Origin of the sequence: Polynucleobacter sp. TUM22923, assembly GCF_030295705.1 — a bacterium.
In the GTDB taxonomy this organism is placed as follows: domain Bacteria; phylum Pseudomonadota; class Gammaproteobacteria; order Burkholderiales; family Burkholderiaceae; genus Polynucleobacter.
In genome coordinates this window covers 668,346-686,235 of sequence record NZ_AP027274.1, presented here as the reverse complement: position 1 = coordinate 686,235, position 17,890 = coordinate 668,346, and the positions used below count along the sequence as shown (strand labels likewise).

The window sequence follows — 17,890 nt, the reverse complement described above, 5'->3', positions numbered from 1 at the left end:
TTATTTAATAATCCCCTATAAGTAAGGGGTTATTTAGGCGGCTTGAGGTTTCTACCTAAGAGAAAGATCTCCGATGAGCGCGCTCTGGATGCCTTGGGCTTTCGGGAAGCAACCGTTTTAAAGACTTTTTTGAACGATTCGACGATTTGACTATAGCCACTACCGTTAAAGCACTTGATGAGCAAAGCCCCCTCCGGCTTGAGATGCACAAGAGAAAAGTCCAAGGCAATTTCAGCTAAGAAGGCCATTCGCGCCGCATCGGCCACACCTACTCCCGAAAGGTTAGGCGCCATATCTGATAGTACTAAATCTACTTTTCCACCAGAATTAGCTGGTAACAGCGCCTCTAGCGCCTGAAGGCCCTCATCCTCACGAAAGTCACCCTGAATAAAGCTAACGTCTGCAATCTCCTCCATGGGAAGAATATCAATCGCAATAATGGTGCCGTCAGGCTTACCAGACTCAATTTGGGGATTATTTTTTCCTAGCTCTGTCAGGCGATTACGCGCGTACTGTGACCAGCTTCCTGGAGCACTACCCAGGTCCACTACGGTCATCCCCGCCTTAATGAGGTGATCTTGCTCATCAATCTCACTGAGCTTATAGACTGCTCGAGCACGATAGCCCTCTTTCTGGGCCATCTTGACGTAAGGATCTTGCAGGTGATCCTGTAACCAACTTTTATTAAATTTATTCTTTGCCACAAGGTACTCACTTTCGGGGTCTATTTTCCTTCTTTATCGCTACGAAGGCAAAAGGAATCGACCGTAAACCACTAAATTACTAATTTATATATGTCTATTTGGGGGCATAAGCCCTGTTTTACAAGTCTGAATGCTCTATCATCGACCCCATGACCGCACTTACCATTACCCCCGCACAACGAAAATCACTCAAAACACAAGCTCATGACCTCAGTCCTGTTGTCATGATCGGTGGCGATGGCCTTACTCCAGCAGTAATTAAAGAGGCAAAGCTCGCCATTGCCCATCATGGCTTAATCAAAATTCGTGTTTTTGGTGATGAACGTGAAGCCCGCATTGCCATGTACGAAGAGCTCTGTGACAAACTCGATGCCGCTCCAGTGCAGCATATTGGCAAACTTCTGGTCATCTGGAAACCAAAAGCAGAAATTGATACTGCATTACTAAATTTGGACAGATCATACAAGCAGACCAAAAAATCCTTACAAGCACCTCGCACCAAACGACAGGGTGTTCGCACCTCATCCAAAGAGGGTATTCGGACTAGCACTTCCGAAAGGTCTGATAGACGTTCTGCCGCTAGCAAATCACCCTTTACAAGAGCTGCAGCAGTCAAGACGGCAAGCGCTTCAACTGCAGCCCCCAAGAAGCGAGTGTTACGTGCAGATGCTGCTGAATCTAAAATCGGCTGGTCATCACCTGGCTACCGTAAAGCAGCGCCTGCAGCAGCGCCGATTAAAAAGCGCAAAGCACGCATGAGCAGCACCAAGAAAAAATCACTGGGCTCTTAAGGGCGAATTGCCTCAACCCACGATCAACGCCGCTAGTCGGCGTTTTTTAATGCCTAAGATCCAGCGTGGCTTGTACTTGAGGCAGTCGTGCGGGTCAATTTCCATACTAGAAAAATACCCAACATACTCTGCAGCATAAACAGAACACTCGAGGCACCATGCAGCCTTCCAAACAAGGTGGCCGATGGAGAAAGCATCACGGGCATCCCTTGCGCTAGCGCGTTATCTCTGAGGGTGTTCATCCAAGGGATAAATATAAAAGCTGCGCCAATAGAACAAAACAACATCACTAATAACAGCCAACGAATAAGTCTGAATTGATGAAGGCCACGATTTACTAATAAATTGGCTAACACCATCAGGCCAATGCAGACGGTGACGCTAAGATAAGCTTCGATCTTAAAAATACTACCGGCAACCATGCCGGCAACTTGACGATCGGTCATCGTATTAAAAATGGCTGGTGCCACAAGATAGCCTACCGTGATAAGGCTGCCTACCCATAATCCTGCGATCAGAGTAAAAAGTCGCTGAGCGCTTAAGTGATGCGGTCTATCCAAGGCAGTCATACAAGCTCTTTAAACGTAGCGCACAGCCAATATCTCGACTTGACGATTGCCTGCCGGCGCCTGAACCGCTACAACATCACCCTCTTCTTTGCTAATTAAAGCGCGCGCAATCGGAGAGCTGATAGAGATTTTATTAAAGGCAATATCAGCCTCGTCATCGCCTACGATTTGATAGGTGAATTTCGTGCCATCTTCTAAGTCTTCAAGATCGACAGTGGCGCCAAAGACGATACGGCCATTAACATCTAAAGAGGCTGGATCAATTACCTGGGCAGCAGAGAGCTTTCCTTCAAGCTCCTGAATACGTCCCTCAACAAATCCTTGCTTTTCTTTAGCGGCATCGTACTCAGCGTTCTCAGAAAGATCGCCCTGCGCACGCGCTTCAGAGATAGCAATAATCACTGCTGGACGTTCAACATGCTTTAAGCGCTGCAACTCTTCTTTGAGAAGTTCTGCGCCGTGTTTAGTAATAGGGATGGAGTTCATGTTTCTAGTCTAACTTAAATGAGAAAGCGTTTTGTGCAGCGTTTGCAGGGCATACACTTCTAAAGACTCTTTGCTACCGTTTTGAGATGCTAACAACCCATCCATTACAGCGCGAGCTGCACTAATAGTGGTGTAGTAAGTCACATTATTCGCTTGAGCAGTGGTTCTAATGGAGCGTGAATCCGCAATTGCAGTACGTGTTTCATCTACTGTTGTAAAAACCAATGAGATTTCACCATTTTTGATCAAGTCCACAATATGGGGGCGACCATCCTTTACTTTGTTCACCACGCGCACCGGTAAACCAGCAGCCTCAATTGCAGCAGCGGTGCCCTTCGTAGCTACCATCGGGAATCCCAATTGATGTAACAGCTTAGCAACTTCAACCGCTTTAGGCTTATCGCTATCCTTTACTGTCAGCACCACTGTTCCGCTCTTGGGTAACTTAATTCCTGCACCGAGTTGCGACTTAAATAGCGCCTCACCAAAGGTTTTACCAACGCCCATCACTTCACCTGTAGAGCGCATCTCAGGCCCCAGAATCGGATCAATACCAGGGAACTTATTAAACGGAAATACCGCTTCCTTGACAGAGAAGTAAGGTGGCTTGACCTCTTCCTTAATACCTTGCTGGTCCAGAGTCTGGCCAACCATACAACGCGCCGCTATTTTGGCTAGCTGTAAACCGGTTACCTTAGATACAAATGGCACAGTTCGAGAGGCGCGGGGATTGACTTCAAGTACATAGATGACATCTTTGCCGCCTACATTCTGAATCGCAAACTGTACGTTCATCAGACCAATGACATTAAGGCCTTTTGCCATCGCCGCAGTTTGACGCTTAATCTCTGCAACCGTTTCATCTGATAAAGAATAGGGTGGCAAGGAACATGCTGAATCACCAGAGTGCACACCAGCCTGCTCTATATGCTCCATCACGCCACCAATAAAGACGCGTTGACCGTCACTAATGCAGTCAACATCGCACTCAATCGCATCATTTAAAAAGCGATCTAAAAGCACTGGAGAATCGTGAGAGACTTTGACTGCCTCACGCATATAACGCTCGAGGTCTCTTCCATCATGCACGATTTCCATTGCACGGCCGCCTAGTACATAGGACGGACGAACAACTAATGGATAACCAATTTCCTCAGCAAGCTTAAGCGCCTCATCCTCAGCGCGAGCGGTTCGATTTGGTGGCTGGCGCAAGTTCAACTCATGCAACAGCTTTTGAAAACGCTCACGGTCCTCAGCAGCATCAATCATATCTGGAGAGGTACCAATAATCGGCACACCATTAGCCTCGAGATCAAGAGCAAGCTTCAAAGGCGTTTGACCACCATACTGCACGATCACACCTTTGGGCTTTTCAATAGCAACAATCTCTAGTACATCTTCCAAAGTCAGGGGCTCAAAGTAGAGACGATCCGAGGTATCGTAATCAGTAGAAACTGTTTCTGGATTGCAGTTGACCATGATCGTTTCGTAACCATCATCGCGCAGTGCTAGCGCCGCGTGAACACAGCAATAATCAAACTCAATACCCTGCCCGATTCGATTAGGTCCACCACCCAAAACCATAATCTTATCTTTGCTGGATGGCTGGGATTCACACTCGCCATGCTCAGCTTCATAAGTTGAATATAAATAAGCAGTATTGGTTGAGAATTCTGCAGCACAGGTATCAACCCGCTTATAAATCGGCACCACCTTTAAGCGGTGTCGCGCTGCCCGAACCGATGAGGCGTCGACTCCTAACAATTTGCCTAGGCGACGATCAGAGAATCCTTTTTGCTTGATGAAGCGCAGCTCTAAAGCGGATAAGCTATCGATCTTACGAAGCTTAAGCTCTGCCTCCATCGTGATCAGCTCTTCAATTTGCTCTAAGAACCAAGGATCTACTTTCGTCTCAGCGTAAATTTCGTCTAGGCCCATACCCATACGGAAAGCATCTGCTAAGTACCATATGCGGTCCGGACCTGGTTCTCCGATTTCTCGAATAATATCGTCTAGGTCAGTTGAAAACTCATCCAAACCATCCACACCCACTTCTAAACCACGCAAGGCTTTTTGGAAGGACTCTTGGAAGGTACGGCCGATCGCCATCACCTCGCCAACAGATTTCATCTGCGTTGTAAGACGAGAGTCCGCTTGCGGGAATTTTTCAAATGCAAAGCGAGGAATCTTTGTAACAACATAGTCAATGGATGGCTCAAAAGAAGCGGGAGTTGCACCGCCAGTAATGTCGTTCTTGAGCTCGTCCAAGGTATAACCCACCGCCAGCTTAGCGGCAATCTTCGCAATCGGAAAACCTGTTGCCTTAGACGCTAAAGCAGATGAACGGGATACCCGCGGATTCATCTCAATGACGATCATGCGTCCATCTTCTGGGTTTATAGAAAACTGTACGTTAGAGCCCCCGGTATCCACCCCTATTTCGCGCAACACAGCAATTGAGGCGTTACGCAAAATTTGATACTCTTTATCCGTCAAGGTCTGTGCTGGCGCAACGGTAATGGAATCACCGGTATGCACACCCATTGGATCTAAGTTCTCAATAGAGCAAACGATGATGCAGTTATCGGCACGGTCGCGCACGACTTCCATTTCGAATTCTTTCCATCCCAATAGCGACTCTTCAATTAAGAGCTCACCTGTTGGAGATAAATCTAAGCCACGCTTACAAATCTCTTCGAACTCTTCGCGATTGTAGGCAATGCCACCACCAGATCCACCCATCGTAAATGAAGGACGAATCACCACTGGGAAACCTAAACTATCAGTCTCTTTCTGAATGCGTTGCTGCACTTCGTGCGCCTCATCCATTGAATGGGCAATCCCAGACTTAGCAGACCCTAGACCAATTTTGGTCATCGCATCTTTAAATTTCTGACGATCTTCCGCCTTATCAATTGCCTCTGGTGAAGCACCAATTAACTCACAGCCATATTTCTCAAGAATGCCATGGCGATGCAAGTCCAGTGCGCAGTTCAGAGCAGTTTGCCCACCCATTGTTGGCAAAATTGCATCTGGTTTTTCAGCAGCAATGATGCGCTCAACCACTTCCCAGGTAATGGGTTCGATGTAGGTAACATCCGCCATTTCCGGATCGGTCATGATGGTTGCAGGATTGCTATTTACCAGAATGACTTTGTAACCCTCATCACGCAATGCTTTGCAAGCTTGCGCACCTGAATAGTCAAACTCACAAGCCTGACCAATCACAATCGGACCGGCACCAATAATTAAGATGCTTTTAATATCGCTACGCTTAGGCATTATTTGCCCCCTTTATTACTAACTTGCACGCTATTCATTAGCTCCACAAAACGATCAAACAAATAGGCAATATCGTGAGGCCCAGGCGATGCTTCTGGATGACCCTGAAAACACAAAGCTGGCTTATCTTTCCAAGCGAGGCCTTGTAATGACCCATCAAATAAAGAAACGTGCGTAACCCGAATATTGTCTGGCAAAGAATGGGCATCTACAGCGAAGCCATGGTTTTGAGAAGTGATGGCAACGCGCCCCGTATCGAGATCTTTCACTGGATGGTTGGCGCCGTGGTGGCCAAATTTCATCTTCAGCGTTTTAGCGCCAGCGGCCAAGCCCATAATTTGGTGGCCCAAGCAGATACCGAAAGTTGGAATGCCTCTTTCAATGATTTCTTTTGCAGCAGCAATAGCGTAATCACATGGGCCGGGATCGCCAGGGCCATTGGAGAAGAAAACGCCGTCAGGGTTCATTGCCAATACCTCTGCCGCGCTAGTTTGCGCAGGTACCACGGTAAGTTCACAACCACGCTCGGTCAGCATACGCAAAATATTGCGCTTCACACCAAAGTCGTAAGCAACTACCTTTTTAATCGGCTTGCTTTGATCCAAGTTGCCAAAGGCAGGCTTGTCATCAGGACCATGCAAATTCCACTCTGCTTCACGCCACTGATACGGCTTTTTGGTACTAACCACTTTAGCCAAATCTAATCCAGACATCCCTGGAAACGCTTTTGCTAATGCAAGCGCCTTTGTGCTGAGTGCTTGCATGTCATCGCCCATGTTGCCGGCAACAATAGCGCCTGACTGGGCCCCTTTGTCACGCAGAATTCTGGTGAGTTTACGGGTGTCAATGCCGGAGATGCCGACAACACCTGCTTTAGCGAGATAAACATCCAAACTTTCCTCAGAGCGAAAATTCGAGACACGCTTAGAGAGGTCCTTGATAACTAAACCCGCTGCATGAATGTGATCTGATTCGGCATCCTGACCATTAACACCAACATTCCCGATATGGGGATAGGTCAATGTAACGATTTGCTGTGCATAGCTAGGATCGGTAATGATCTCTTGATAGCCTGTCAAAGCAGTATTGAATACCACTTCGCCAGTCGTTTCGCCAGGGGCGCCGATACTGAGACCAGGAAATAAGGAGCCATCGGCTAAAGCCAATACGGCGGGGGGAAAAGAAGGAAGCAAGGGTGACAAACCATCTCCAGTCCCTGCTCCATCCGACGCTCAACACCCCAAAAAGACCAACCCAGGACTGTTTGTGCGGGAGGTGAGTGTCTTTAAGCGCTAGGGTAAATTATTAAGTTTTGAACCTAACAATGATACCAGTTTTACACCCCAAACCCCTAAATTCCCACTCTACAATGCCATTAAAGGCTAAGTTTGGGGCCTTTGCTCAATGATGCTTCTAATTTGAGCTAAGACAGTTTGGTCTTCCATGGTGCTGATGTCTCCTGGATCGCGACCTTCTGCTACAGCCTGAAGTGCTCTGCGCACAATCTTCCCTGAACGGGTCTTTGGCAAAGCAGTCACGATATAAACGCGGCCAGGACGAGCAATAGCGCCCAAAGTGCTGTCAACCGTCTTCATGCACTCAGCTTCCAGGGTGGCAGTATTAGAGGCATCCTTTGGAATAACAAAAGCAATTGCTGCCTGCCCTTTCAGTTTATCCTCAATACCAACAACCGCCACCTCTGAAACATTAGCGTGCCCAGAGATACTCTCTTCAATCTCACGAGTGCCTAAACGATGGCCGGCGACGTTAATGACGTCATCCGTACGGCCTAAGATGAAAAAGTAACCATCATCGTCTTTGATACCCCAGTCAAAGGTGGAATAAACAGTCTTACCGGGGATGGTCTTCCAATAAGTACTTATAAAGCGCTTGTCATCACCCCACACTGTCTGCATACATCCAGGGGGTAAGGGACCCTCAATCACAATGACCCCCTTCTTATTCGGGCCCAACTCCTCAGTACTCGCATCATCTAACAGTTTCATATTGAAGCCAAAAGAGGGAAGGCCTGGTGATCCGAACTTATGTGGCATGACCTCTACACCTCGCTGGATGGCCAGAGTGGGCCAACCCGTTTCGGTCTGCCAGTAGTTATCCACGATGGGTTTATTAATGGCTCCATGAATCCAGGTTGCCGTAGGCTCGTCTAAAGGCTCTCCAGCCAAGAACAGAGCCCGCAAACTCGAGAGGTCGTATTTGGTCAAAAATGCAGGGTCTTGCTTCTTCAGAACTCGCGCTGCTGTCGGCGCAGAGAACATCACCGACACCTTGTACTTTTCTACTAACTCCCACCAGATTCCAGCATCAGGACGTAAAGGCGTACCTTCATACATGATGGTAGCCATACCGTGAATTAGTGGCCCATAAATAATGTAACCATGGCCGACGACCCAGCCAATATCCGAAGTACAAAAGAAAGTTTCGCCTGGTTTAGCGCAGAAAATATGATCCATACTTGAAGCAAGCGCTACTGCATATCCGCCAGTGTCGCGCTGAACACCCTTAGGCTTACCAGTGGTACCAGAGGTATACAAAATATAACTCGTATGCGTTGCATCAACCCACTCAATGGGTACCAAATCATGAAAGTGCTTTTGACGCTCAGTCGCATAATCTAAATCACGACCAGCTACTGTGGTGAACTCAATCAGGCCGCGATTCACAATCAACACTTTTTCAGGCTTGCAGGTAGCCAAGTTGATCGCTTCATCTAGCAGGGGCTTATAAGGAACCGCCTTGCCGCCTCGCGCGCCCGCCTCAGTTGTCACAATCATTTTAGGTTGGGCATCATCAATACGTGAGGCCAAACTATGAGAGGCGAAACCCCCGAAAACTACTGAATGAATGGCGCCAATTCTGACGCAAGCCAACATTGCAAAACACGCTTCTGCAACCATAGGCATATAAATCAAAACGCGATCGCCCTTCTTTACGCCATTAGCCTGGTAGATGGCGGCCATACGATTCACTTCCTCGTAAAGCTCTTTAAATGTGTAAGTCTTTTCTTGATTGGTTTCGGTAGAGACCGCAACTAAGGCGATTTGATCAGCGCGATCCGCCAAATGGCGATCTACAGCATTAAAACAAATATTGGTTAGCCCGCCTTCAAACCATTTTGCAAACGGTGGGTTTGAATAATCCAGAACTTGTTTAAAAGGCTTTTCCCAATGAATGCGTTTTGCCTGCTCCCCCCAAAAACTATCTGGGTCTTGAATGGAGCGTTCGTGTTCTGATTTGTAGGACATGCTTCACCTTCTAAAATATGACTTAAGTTACTGAAATATCACTGAATTTTGCTGGCTCCCTTACTGCTAGCAGTCTTTGCCGCAGGAATAGAAGTAGCTGAAGTACTATTTTTCGCAGATTTTGCAAGACCTGTCGATACGGACTTATGCTGAGTTGCAGCATTTTTAGGAGGGGAATTACCCTTAGTTGCGCTATTTTTTGCTTGCGCCGCAGCACATTTCGCTCCCTTTGCGCACTTCTTAGCAGTCGGAGGGGCCGACTTATCCAAATTCAAACTGGCATTTTCAGCCATAGCCACTGATATATCCCCATCCCGATGACTACCCTTGGGCACAAGAACAATGGATCCCGATCGAATGCGCATCCCCTTGGGGATATTGTTGACCTCTCTTAGAGTGTCGACATCCACACCCAAAGTTTTAGCAGCCTGATCAATCCCTTCGGTCTTGGTGACCTTTACTGCGGACCAAGATGACAGAGGTTTTGTATATCGCTTGAGATTTTCCTGAAAGATTTCTGCGTGCCCGAAAGGCAGCAAAATTTGCTGATTTGCATTACTCAGAATTACTGGCTTATTAAAAGACGGATTAAGACTTTGAAATTCCTCAGCAGGAATCTCAGCCAACTGAATAGCCAGCGCAACATCAATATCCCTTCCCACATCTAAAGCAACAAAATAAGGATGGTTTTCAAGATCAGGTAAAACTATGCCATACGCCTGAGGATCTAAAACGATCTGGCGATACGCCATTAGCTTGGGCACATAGTTGCGCGTTTCGTTCGGCATTTTTAAGCTCAAATAATCCGTTGGCAAACCCGCCGCGATATTACGCTTTTGAGCTTTGGCAACATTACCCGCACCCCAGTTATAGGCTGCCAAGGCTAGCTCCCAACTACCAAACTGTTTGTACAGCCGCTGCAAATAATCTAAAGCAGCATCCGTCGACTGCAGTACATCTCGACGTTCATCCCTAAAAAGATTTTGCGTTAACTGAAAATCTTTGCCAGTGGCGGGCATAAATTGCCATAGACCCATTGCCTTGGCACTTGATTTAGCATGGGTAACAAAAGCACTTTCCACAAAGGGCAGTAAAGCAATCTCGGTAGGCATATTGCGTGCATTCACTTCTTGCACAATATAAAAAAGATAACGAGAGGAACGGGTCATCGAGCGATTGACGTAATCGGGGCGTGCGGCCAGCCAACGGACTTGCTCAATCTCTAGCGGCGTATTCATTGGCTCCATCTCAAAGCCATCCCGAATCCGAATCCATAAGTTACTTGAAGGCGCGTATAAATCGCTAACAGACTGATTCTTTAAGTTCACTCGCTTAGCTTTAGCAGCGCGCGGATCAGCTCGGGTAGAAGTGTCAGATGACCAATCCCCAGTACTAGCGCAGCCAGATAGCAATGCGATTAGCAATACTGCAGCAGATCGCCACAACATCAAAATCGATCCTTCCAAGCTCGAATCACTGCTAAAACGTGAGCTGGTGATGGCAAAGATTTTTCTCCCGAGATGCGTAACGCAGAGTCTATGACCTCCGCTTGATCACAGCGCATGAATGGATTAACTTGCAACTCTTGTCCAATCGTCGTTGGCAAGGTGGGTAGCTGTTGCTCACGAAGTTTGCTCGCAGTGTCAGCCCAGTTGATCAGGTTGGCATTGTTAGGCTCTACAGCTAAGGCAAAACGAATATTGAACAAGGTGTATTCATGGGTGCAGTACACCAAAGTATTTTTTGGCAAGACGCTAAACTTTGCTAAAGATTGACTCATTTGTGTGGGCGTACCTTCAAACAGTCGGCCGCAACCTGAGGCAAATAAGGTGTCGCCGCAAAACAGCATGGGCTCTTCTAAATTAGCCTGCATGTTCGCAAAGTAAGCGATATGGGTCAAAGTATGACCTGGCACCTCAAAAACCTTAAAGTGGATGCTGGGAGCTGTGATGCTTAATTGGTCACCCTCCATCATGGCCTGAGTGCGACCGGGAATATCAATATGCGCCGGTCCGTATACCGGAATATGGGAGCCTAAGGCATCCAGTAAGGCTAATATGCCTCCGGTGTGGTCCGCATGGTGGTGGGTAATTAAGATGCCCGTCAAGGTCAGCTTGTGGTCGGACAAATACTGCAACACCGGGGTGGCATCGCCTGGATCCACAATCAGTGCAGACTGGCCGTCATGGATGCACCAGAGGTAATTGTCATCAAAAGCCGGTATCGGCCAAACCTGCATTAAAGTATTCTTCACCATACGACCATGATACCAACCCCACAAACCCCCTATCAGAAGCCTGCACCACCCTGGAGTTCATGGGAAAAGTGGCTACAGTCTCCGCCCGGCAGATATGTGCTTGCTTGGGAGCAGGCGTGCGTTGATCGCATTGTGGCTGATGTCTTTGGATTTCATGCGGTACAGATCGGCTTACCCCAAATGAATACCTTGGCAGAGAACCGAATGCCGCTCCAAGCTTTTCTACTTGATGCAAAAGACGGTCAACAGCAGATCGATGGCTTTCATGGCCACCAAATCGAAGGGAGCGCCAATGAACTTCCCTTCGCCTCTGAAAGCATTGATTTATTAGTATTACCCCATGCACTAGAGTTTGCAGTCGATCCCCATCAAATCTTGCGTGAGGCAGAGCGCGTCTTGCGTCCAGAAGGTCGATTGCTTATTTCTGGATTTAATCCAGCCAGCCTTTGGGGCGCACGCCAGTATCTTAGCCGCTTAGTTGGCTCACCCTACCTGCCCCGAGATGGGCAATTTATTAGCCTGATTCGAATTAAAGACTGGTTACAGTTGCTCAACTTTTCGCTGGATCGAGGCCATTTTGGGTGCTACAAGTTCCCGCTCAGTAGTGAGCCTGGCATGGCTAGAATGGATTTTTTAGAGCCCATGGGTAACCGATGGTGGCCTATTTTTGGTGCCGTGTTTCTGGTTTCTGCCATTAAGCGCCAACCTGGAATCAGGCTGATTGGTCGCGTCCAGAACAAACGTATTCCGGTGCTCGGGCAACTCAGTCCAGTATCAGAGACCCGCCAAAACCTCAAAACCCCTAAGACCAAGTGACAGAACGCTATGCCCAATTCCTCTAACTTTCCCCATATCGTGATTTACACCGATGGCGCCTGCAAAGGCAATCCTGGGCCTGGTGGCTGGGGGGCAGTTTTGCGCTCTGGCGACCATGAAAAGCACATTCACGGCGGCACAAAGCACACCACCAACAATCGTATGGAGATTAGCGCTGTGATTCATGCGCTCAAAGCCCTCAAACAGAGAAGCTCCGTAGAGCTCTGGACCGACTCCCAGTATGTGCAAAAAGGAGTTACAGAATGGCTTGAAGGATGGAAAAAAAGGGGTTGGAAGACTGCTAGTAAGGCTCCCGTTAAAAACGGTGATTTATGGCAAGAATTAGATGCCCTACTGCCGGATCACGAGATTTCTTGGCACTGGGTACGCGGTCATGATGGCCACCCTGGAAATGAGCTCGCAGATCTACTAGCAAACCGGGGTGTAGAGGAATTTCTCGTTTGATTGAATCAAGCCTTGTCGAACTCACATTTTGCTAGCTTGTGAGAGAATAGTTGAGCTGTATTGAGGCGAAGAATTGCCTATCAAACCCATATAAAACATAGAAAAGCGCCGAGACCGTGTCAAAAATTGAATCCACACTCGACAAGGCTGTAGCCAAGATCCCCGCCCTCAGAGATAAACTCAAAGCCCGCCTTTGCAAGCTCTGGCAAAAAGCCTCACCCACCATTTCTCCCTGGCTCTCAAAAGTGAGCAATATTGACTACGCAACAGCCAAAGCATTTACGCTCAAGTACAAGTGGAGAATCTTCTTTCTAGTCATTATTTTGTATGCTGGTTCAAAAACATACAACTATTTCTTCCCAGCATCTACAAAAGTAGGCGGCCCGGTTACTGTTACTACGATGGTGGTAGATAAAAAAGATATCCCACTCATCATTGAGGCCACTGGCACGATTGTTTCTAACAGCATTGTTGATATTCGTCCGATGGTGACAAATACCGTCAGCAAAATCCATATAAAAGATGGAGAGGAAGTGAAGCAGGGTCAACTCTTATTCACCCTAGATGATCGTAACAATAAAGCAAACTTTGACAGGCTAAGCGCTTTGGCAGATGACGCCCAAAGCCAGTATTTGCGTGCCAAAGAATTGGTTGCCAAAAACTTTATTTCAAAGGCGGGTCTTGAAACCTCTTTTGCCAACGCTAAGGCGGCACAATCTGCCGCTCGCTCTGCCCAAGTTCAACTCTCTTTCGATTCCATACGATCACCGATTAATGGGCGTGCAGGCATCATCAATGTGTTTCCCGGTTCATTGGTGCAGGCTAGCAACGTAGTTACTACGGCCACTAGCTCAACCGCTACCTCTAGTGTGGGCTCGATGGTCACCATCACCCAATTGAATCCTATTAATGTGCAGTTTGTGATTCCAGAAAAAGATATCCCGGTGTTATTGGAGAATCAATTAGATGGTGAGCCCCTAACAGTAAAAGTGACGGTGGGCGAAGGCAGTAAAAGAGTATTTGAAGGAAAGGTGTTGGTTATCGATAATCAAGTGGATCCATCCATTGCCGCTGTAAGGGTAAAGGCACAGATACCGAACGAAGCGATGACTCTGCTGCCAGGGCAATTTGCACGCGTCTCTCTGGTAGCCAATAATTTGCAAGGAGTGCTTGCAATACCTTCCCAAGCGATTGTCATCAATCCTCGGGGTAGGCTAGTTTACATAGTAGATGGAGATGGAAAAGCTAGCTCAAAACTAATTAAAGTAATTTATGAGTATCAAGGTACGTCCGTCATCACTGGTATTGAGCCGGGCGATAGAGTGGTTGTTGAAGGTAAACAAAACTTACGCCCTGGTAGCAAGGTAAAAGAGGCCAAGTCTGCTGAGCAAAAGAAAGTTACTCCAACAACACCCCCTTCGGCTACTGACAAGAAATGAACTTATCTGAGCTATGCATTCGCCGTCCGGTAATGACGGTATTGCTCTCTGTAGCAACTGTTATCGCTGGAGGGATAGCCTATTTAAACATTCCCGTTGCCGCCCTACCCAGCTTTAATACGCCTGTTATCTCTGTTAGCGCTTCACTACCAGGCGCCTCACCGGAGAATATGGCCTCTGCAGTAGCGTTGCCCCTGGAGAAAGAGTTCTCAACAATCGATGGCGTAAAGGTCATTAGCTCTACCAACTCTCTTGGCAGCACCAGCATTACCTTGGAATTTAACAATGATCGCGATATTGATAAGGCTGCTGTAGATGTTCAAGCAGCGTTGCTCCGCGCGCAGAAGCGTTTACCAATTGAAATGACCGTGCCACCGTCTTATCGCAAGGTCAATCCGGCCGACACACCCATCCTGGTTGTGCGAATGCAGTCCCCCTCCATTAGTCTTTCTGATTTAAATGCTTATGCAGAAAATCTACTCTCTCCAAACTTATCAACCATTAGCGGCGTTGCCCAAGTAGTTGTCTATGGAGCTAAGCGCTACGCTGTTCGAGTCAGAGTTCGTCCAGATGCCTTAGGCAATCGCAATCTCACGATGGATGACTTGGCTACTGCAATCAATAAAGCCAACTCCAATAGCCCAGTAGGCGTTCTTGATGGGCCTCGTCAATCGATTACGATTTATGCGAATCCGCAATTAGTAAAGCCCGAGGAATTTGGTAATCTCATTGTGAGCCAGAAAAATGGTTTGCCAATCTACCTTAAGGATGTTGCTGAAGTCATTGAGAGCTACGAGGACATTAAAACTCTAGCCACAGTTAATGGCGAACGATCCATTGCAATCGCGGTCTTACGCCAACCCAATGCGAATACGGTTGATGTTGTGAAATCTGTAAAAGAACTGTTGCCACAACTGCAAAAGCAAATGCCTGAGTCAGTGCAACTGCAGCTAGCCAATGATCGTTCTCTCTCAATTATTGAGGCTATACATGACGTTAATTTAACGCTGGCCTTAACTGTTTTGTTAGTAGTGCTAGTGATCTTTTTATTCCTGAAAAATATCGCCGCGACAATCATTCCCTCTATCAGCTTGCCCATCTCCTTAATTGGCGCTTTCTTTTTGCTTTACTTCTTGGGATACAGCCTTAACAACATTTCATTGCTAGGGATTACGTTAGCAGTTGGATTGGTTGTCGATGATGCGATCGTAGTGTTAGAAAACATCATGCGCTACATTGAGAAAGGCATGGATCCACTCAAGGCATCTTTGAAGGGCAGTAAAGAAGTTGGTTTTACGATCATCTCCATTTCCATCTCATTGGTAGCGGTATTTATTCCCCTCTTCTTTTTACCGGGCCCAATTGGCCTGCTGTTTCGAGAATTTGCAGTAATCGTGTCTTTATCTATTTTAGTTTCTGCTTTGGTTTCACTCACGGTTGTCCCAATGCTGTGCAGCCGCTTCTTACCCAAACCCGGACATGTAGTTAAAGAATATGCAATCAATAAACTGTTTGATCGCTTTTTTAATTGGATGCTTAGCGCTTATATTCATTATTTAGATTTGGCACTTAAACATCGCAAGATTGTTTTATGGGGCGCTTTATCTACCTTCGTTATTACTGTTGTTTTATTCATCAATAGTCCTAAAGGGTTTTTTCCCGAAGAAGACATTGGGCAGATTACCGTTACTACTGAGGCATCTGAAGATATTTCCTACAAGGCTATGCGCGTTCTGCAAGATCAAGCGGCTGAGATAGTTAATAAAAATACGAACGTAGCCAGCTCAATCTCTATTGTTGGCGGAGGTTCGAGCTCGGGCAGTAACACCGGCAGAATATTTGTCGTTCTCAAGCCTAAATCCGATAGAGAAAAAATGGCGAGGGTAATGGAAGGCCTGCGCAATCAATTTAAAGAAATTCCGGGTCTACAGGTCTATATGCGGCCTGTTCAGAATTTACAACTAGGCGGACGTAGTAGTAAGAGTCGTTACCAGTTCACATTACAAAGTGTTGGCTTTGAGGGCGTTAATGAGTGGGCTGATAAGCTCATGCAGAAAATGCGTTCCGATCCAATTTTCCGTGATGTCACTAGCGATTCTCAGCTAAAAGGCCTTAATGTAAAAGTAAATATTGACCGAGAAAAGGCTGCTAGTGCCGGCATTACCATTACCGACATCCGCTCTGCGCTGTACAACTCCTACGGGGAAAAACAAGTCTCGACAATCTATACGCCGGTCAATACCTACTATGTTATTTTGGAAGCAGCAGAAGATGATCGTCAGTATGAAACAGATCTCAACAAGATATTCGTTCGTGGCCGCGCAACTGATAAGTTAATTCCTTTATCCAGTGTTGCTACGTTCACTCGATCTGTGGGCCCTACCGCTGTCAACCATCTGGGTCAAATACCAGCAGTGACACTTTCGTTTAATTTGGCTCCTGATGTATTTTTAGGTAACGCTACTGAAAAGATTGAGGCATACACAAAAGAGATCCAATTGCCCTCCTCTATTATCACTAGCTATGGTGGAGATGCTGCGGTATTTAAGAGCAATCAATCTGGTCAGCTCATTTTAATTTTTGCTGCCTTGGGAGTGATTTATATTTTGCTGGGTGTTTTATACGAGAGCTACATTCATCCCCTGACTATTTTGGCTGGCTTACCTTCAGCCGCCATCGGTGCTATTTTGGCACTTCGCATCTTTGGATTTGAGCTAACCATCATTGCATCTATCGGTATTTTGCTTTTAATTGGTATTGTCAAAAAGAATGCCATCTTAATGATCGACTTTGCTTTAGATGCCCAACGCAATCAAGGCATGTCACCTGAGAAAGCGATACGTGAGGCGTGTATTTTACGTTTTCGCCCGATCATGATGACAACCTTTGCGGCGTTAATGGGTGCACTACCAATTGCCCTCGGAATAGGCGCCGGAGCAGAGCTTCGTCAACCATTGGGTATCAGTGTGGCGGGTGGCCTTATTCTCTCTCAATTTGTTACCCTCATTATTACGCCAGTGATTTATCTCTTCCTAGATAAATATGCCGGTAAAGGTCCAATGGAAATCCCCCAATCTGTACTGGAAGGCACCTAATGCGTCAAGTTATCCTCGATACTGAAACAACTGGACTGAGTCACGCCACTGGCGATCGTATTATTGAAATTGGCTGTGTAGAAATGATTGGCCGCAAACTCACCGAGCGCACTTTTCATTACTACATCAATCCTGAGCGAGACATTGATGCTGGCGCCTATGCTGTTCATGGCCTCTCTCGCGAATTTTTATCAGACAAACCTATCTTCGCTAACATCGTGGAGGAATTGATCGAGTTTGTAGATGGGGCTGAGGTTGTTATCCATAACGCCCCCTTCGACCTAGGATTCCTGGATAGTGAATTTGCCTTATTAAAACGGCCGACTTTTAGAGGTCTAGCTTCTAAGGTAACAGACACCTTAATCGATGCCCGTCAAATGTTTCCCGGAAAACGAAACTCACTAGATGCGCTGTGCGAACGCTTCTCCATTAGCAATCAACATCGAACGCTACACGGTGCGCTACTAGATGCTCAACTGCTAGCTGAAGTCTACGTAGCAATGACACGAGGCCAAGAAGACCTCTCTATTGACCTGATTGATTACACGGTGGGTACTGATGCCTCAGGGCAGATGAAGGCCCTGCCCTCCTCATTTAAGCTCATAAGGGCTAATACGGAAGATTGTCAGCTCCATGAAACTATCCTAGCTGAGATTGCCAAGGCCAGTAAAAAGGACTCCGTTTGGAGCCCTCTCAATGTTGAAGTTAGAAGCAACTAGT

General features: G+C 46.9%; 14 protein-coding genes. 6 read left to right on the top strand and 8 right to left on the bottom strand.

Annotated elements, in window-relative coordinates:
• Nucleotides 1–29 precede the first annotated feature (29 nt).
• A complete protein-coding gene (locus QUD86_RS03490) occupies nt 30–704 on the bottom strand; it encodes an RlmE family RNA methyltransferase (RefSeq protein ID WP_286298186.1) in 675 nt (224 codons plus the stop codon).
• 149 nt (nt 705–853) lie between these two features.
• Here QUD86_RS03490 and QUD86_RS03485 point away from each other — a divergent pair, with 149 nt between their 5' ends.
• Nucleotides 854–1,495, top strand: a complete 642-nt coding sequence (locus QUD86_RS03485; RefSeq protein WP_286298185.1) for a YhbY family RNA-binding protein — start codon at nt 854–856, stop codon at nt 1,493–1,495.
• 53 nt (nt 1,496–1,548) lie between these two features.
• On the opposite strand, the gene QUD86_RS03480 is transcribed toward QUD86_RS03485, so the two are convergent.
• The 7 genes from QUD86_RS03480 to gloB form a co-directional block, all read right to left on the bottom strand.
• Nucleotides 1,549–2,064: a DUF4149 domain-containing protein gene (locus tag QUD86_RS03480; protein WP_286298184.1), complete on the bottom strand. Its 516-nt coding sequence runs from the start codon at nt 2,062–2,064 to the stop codon at nt 1,549–1,551.
• Nucleotides 2,065–2,073: 9 nt separating this feature from the next.
• The gene (gene greA / locus QUD86_RS03475; protein ID WP_286298182.1) at nt 2,074–2,550 is read right to left on the bottom strand and encodes a transcription elongation factor GreA; all 477 of its coding nucleotides are present in this window, start codon (nt 2,548–2,550) and stop codon (nt 2,074–2,076) included.
• Nucleotides 2,551–2,559: 9 nt separating this feature from the next.
• Nucleotides 2,560–5,832 carry a carbamoyl-phosphate synthase large subunit gene (carB, locus tag QUD86_RS03470; protein WP_286298179.1) on the bottom strand — a complete coding sequence of 1,091 codons (3,273 nt, stop codon included), beginning with the start codon at nt 5,830–5,832 and terminating at the stop codon, nt 2,560–2,562.
• Entirely contained in the window at nt 5,832–7,025 is a 1,194-nt protein-coding gene (carA, locus tag QUD86_RS03465) for a glutamine-hydrolyzing carbamoyl-phosphate synthase small subunit (RefSeq protein ID WP_286298178.1), read from the bottom strand. The genes carB and carA overlap by 1 nt, the downstream gene beginning before the upstream one ends.
• 189 nt (nt 7,026–7,214) lie before the next feature.
• Nucleotides 7,215–9,098 (bottom strand): propionate--CoA ligase, encoded by a 1,884-nt coding sequence (locus QUD86_RS03460; RefSeq protein WP_286298177.1) that lies wholly within the window; start codon nt 9,096–9,098, stop codon nt 7,215–7,217.
• A 38-nt stretch (nt 9,099–9,136) separates the two neighbouring features.
• Nucleotides 9,137–10,546: a transglycosylase SLT domain-containing protein gene (locus QUD86_RS03455; protein ID WP_286298176.1), complete on the bottom strand. Its 1,410-nt coding sequence runs from the start codon at nt 10,544–10,546 to the stop codon at nt 9,137–9,139.
• Complete coding sequence (gene gloB, locus QUD86_RS03450; RefSeq protein WP_286298174.1) at nt 10,546–11,355, bottom strand: hydroxyacylglutathione hydrolase; 810 nt, start codon at nt 11,353–11,355, stop codon at nt 10,546–10,548. Before gloB ends, QUD86_RS03455 begins: the two co-directional genes overlap by 1 nt.
• A 6-nt stretch (nt 11,356–11,361) precedes the next feature.
• Between gloB and QUD86_RS03445 the strand changes: the two genes are divergently transcribed.
• From QUD86_RS03445 to dnaQ, 5 genes are all read left to right on the top strand, one after another.
• Complete coding sequence (locus QUD86_RS03445; RefSeq protein ID WP_286298173.1) at nt 11,362–12,171, top strand: class I SAM-dependent methyltransferase; 810 nt, start codon at nt 11,362–11,364, stop codon at nt 12,169–12,171.
• A 9-nt stretch (nt 12,172–12,180) separates the two neighbouring features.
• A complete protein-coding gene (gene rnhA, locus QUD86_RS03440; RefSeq protein WP_286298172.1) occupies nt 12,181–12,636 on the top strand; it encodes a ribonuclease HI in 456 nt (151 codons plus the stop codon).
• A 116-nt stretch (nt 12,637–12,752) separates the two neighbouring features.
• A complete protein-coding gene (locus tag QUD86_RS03435; RefSeq protein WP_286298171.1) occupies nt 12,753–14,075 on the top strand; it encodes an efflux RND transporter periplasmic adaptor subunit in 1,323 nt (440 codons plus the stop codon).
• Nucleotides 14,072–17,170, top strand: a complete 3,099-nt coding sequence (locus QUD86_RS03430) for an efflux RND transporter permease subunit (RefSeq protein ID WP_286298169.1) — start codon at nt 14,072–14,074, stop codon at nt 17,168–17,170. The genes QUD86_RS03435 and QUD86_RS03430 overlap by 4 nt, the downstream gene beginning before the upstream one ends.
• On the top strand, nt 17,170–17,889 hold the full coding sequence (gene dnaQ / locus QUD86_RS03425) for a DNA polymerase III subunit epsilon (protein WP_286298167.1): 720 nt from the start codon (nt 17,170–17,172) through the stop codon (nt 17,887–17,889). Before QUD86_RS03430 ends, dnaQ begins: the two co-directional genes overlap by 1 nt.
• Nucleotide 17,890 lies beyond the last annotated feature (1 nt).

What these genes read in the sequence shown, in the direction of transcription:
- dnaQ (WP_286298167.1), top strand. Translation starts at nt 17,170, where the DNA reads ATGCGTCAAGTTATCCTCGATACTGAAACAACTGGACTGAGTCACGCC.
- carB (WP_286298179.1), bottom strand. Translation starts at nt 5,832, where the DNA reads ATGCCTAAGCGTAGCGATATTAAAAGCATCTTAATTATTGGTGCCGGT.
- QUD86_RS03460 (WP_286298177.1), bottom strand. Translation starts at nt 9,098, where the DNA reads ATGTCCTACAAATCAGAACACGAACGCTCCATTCAAGACCCAGATAGT.
- greA (WP_286298182.1), bottom strand. Translation starts at nt 2,550, where the DNA reads ATGAACTCCATCCCTATTACTAAACACGGCGCAGAACTTCTCAAAGAA.
- QUD86_RS03445 (WP_286298173.1), top strand. Translation starts at nt 11,362, where the DNA reads ATGATACCAACCCCACAAACCCCCTATCAGAAGCCTGCACCACCCTGG.
- rnhA (WP_286298172.1), top strand. Translation starts at nt 12,181, where the DNA reads ATGCCCAATTCCTCTAACTTTCCCCATATCGTGATTTACACCGATGGC.
- QUD86_RS03455 (WP_286298176.1), bottom strand. Translation starts at nt 10,546, where the DNA reads ATGTTGTGGCGATCTGCTGCAGTATTGCTAATCGCATTGCTATCTGGC.
- QUD86_RS03430 (WP_286298169.1), top strand. Translation starts at nt 14,072, where the DNA reads ATGAACTTATCTGAGCTATGCATTCGCCGTCCGGTAATGACGGTATTG.
- QUD86_RS03485 (WP_286298185.1), top strand. Translation starts at nt 854, where the DNA reads ATGACCGCACTTACCATTACCCCCGCACAACGAAAATCACTCAAAACA.
- gloB (WP_286298174.1), bottom strand. Translation starts at nt 11,355, where the DNA reads ATGGTGAAGAATACTTTAATGCAGGTTTGGCCGATACCGGCTTTTGAT.
- QUD86_RS03480 (WP_286298184.1), bottom strand. Translation starts at nt 2,064, where the DNA reads ATGACTGCCTTGGATAGACCGCATCACTTAAGCGCTCAGCGACTTTTT.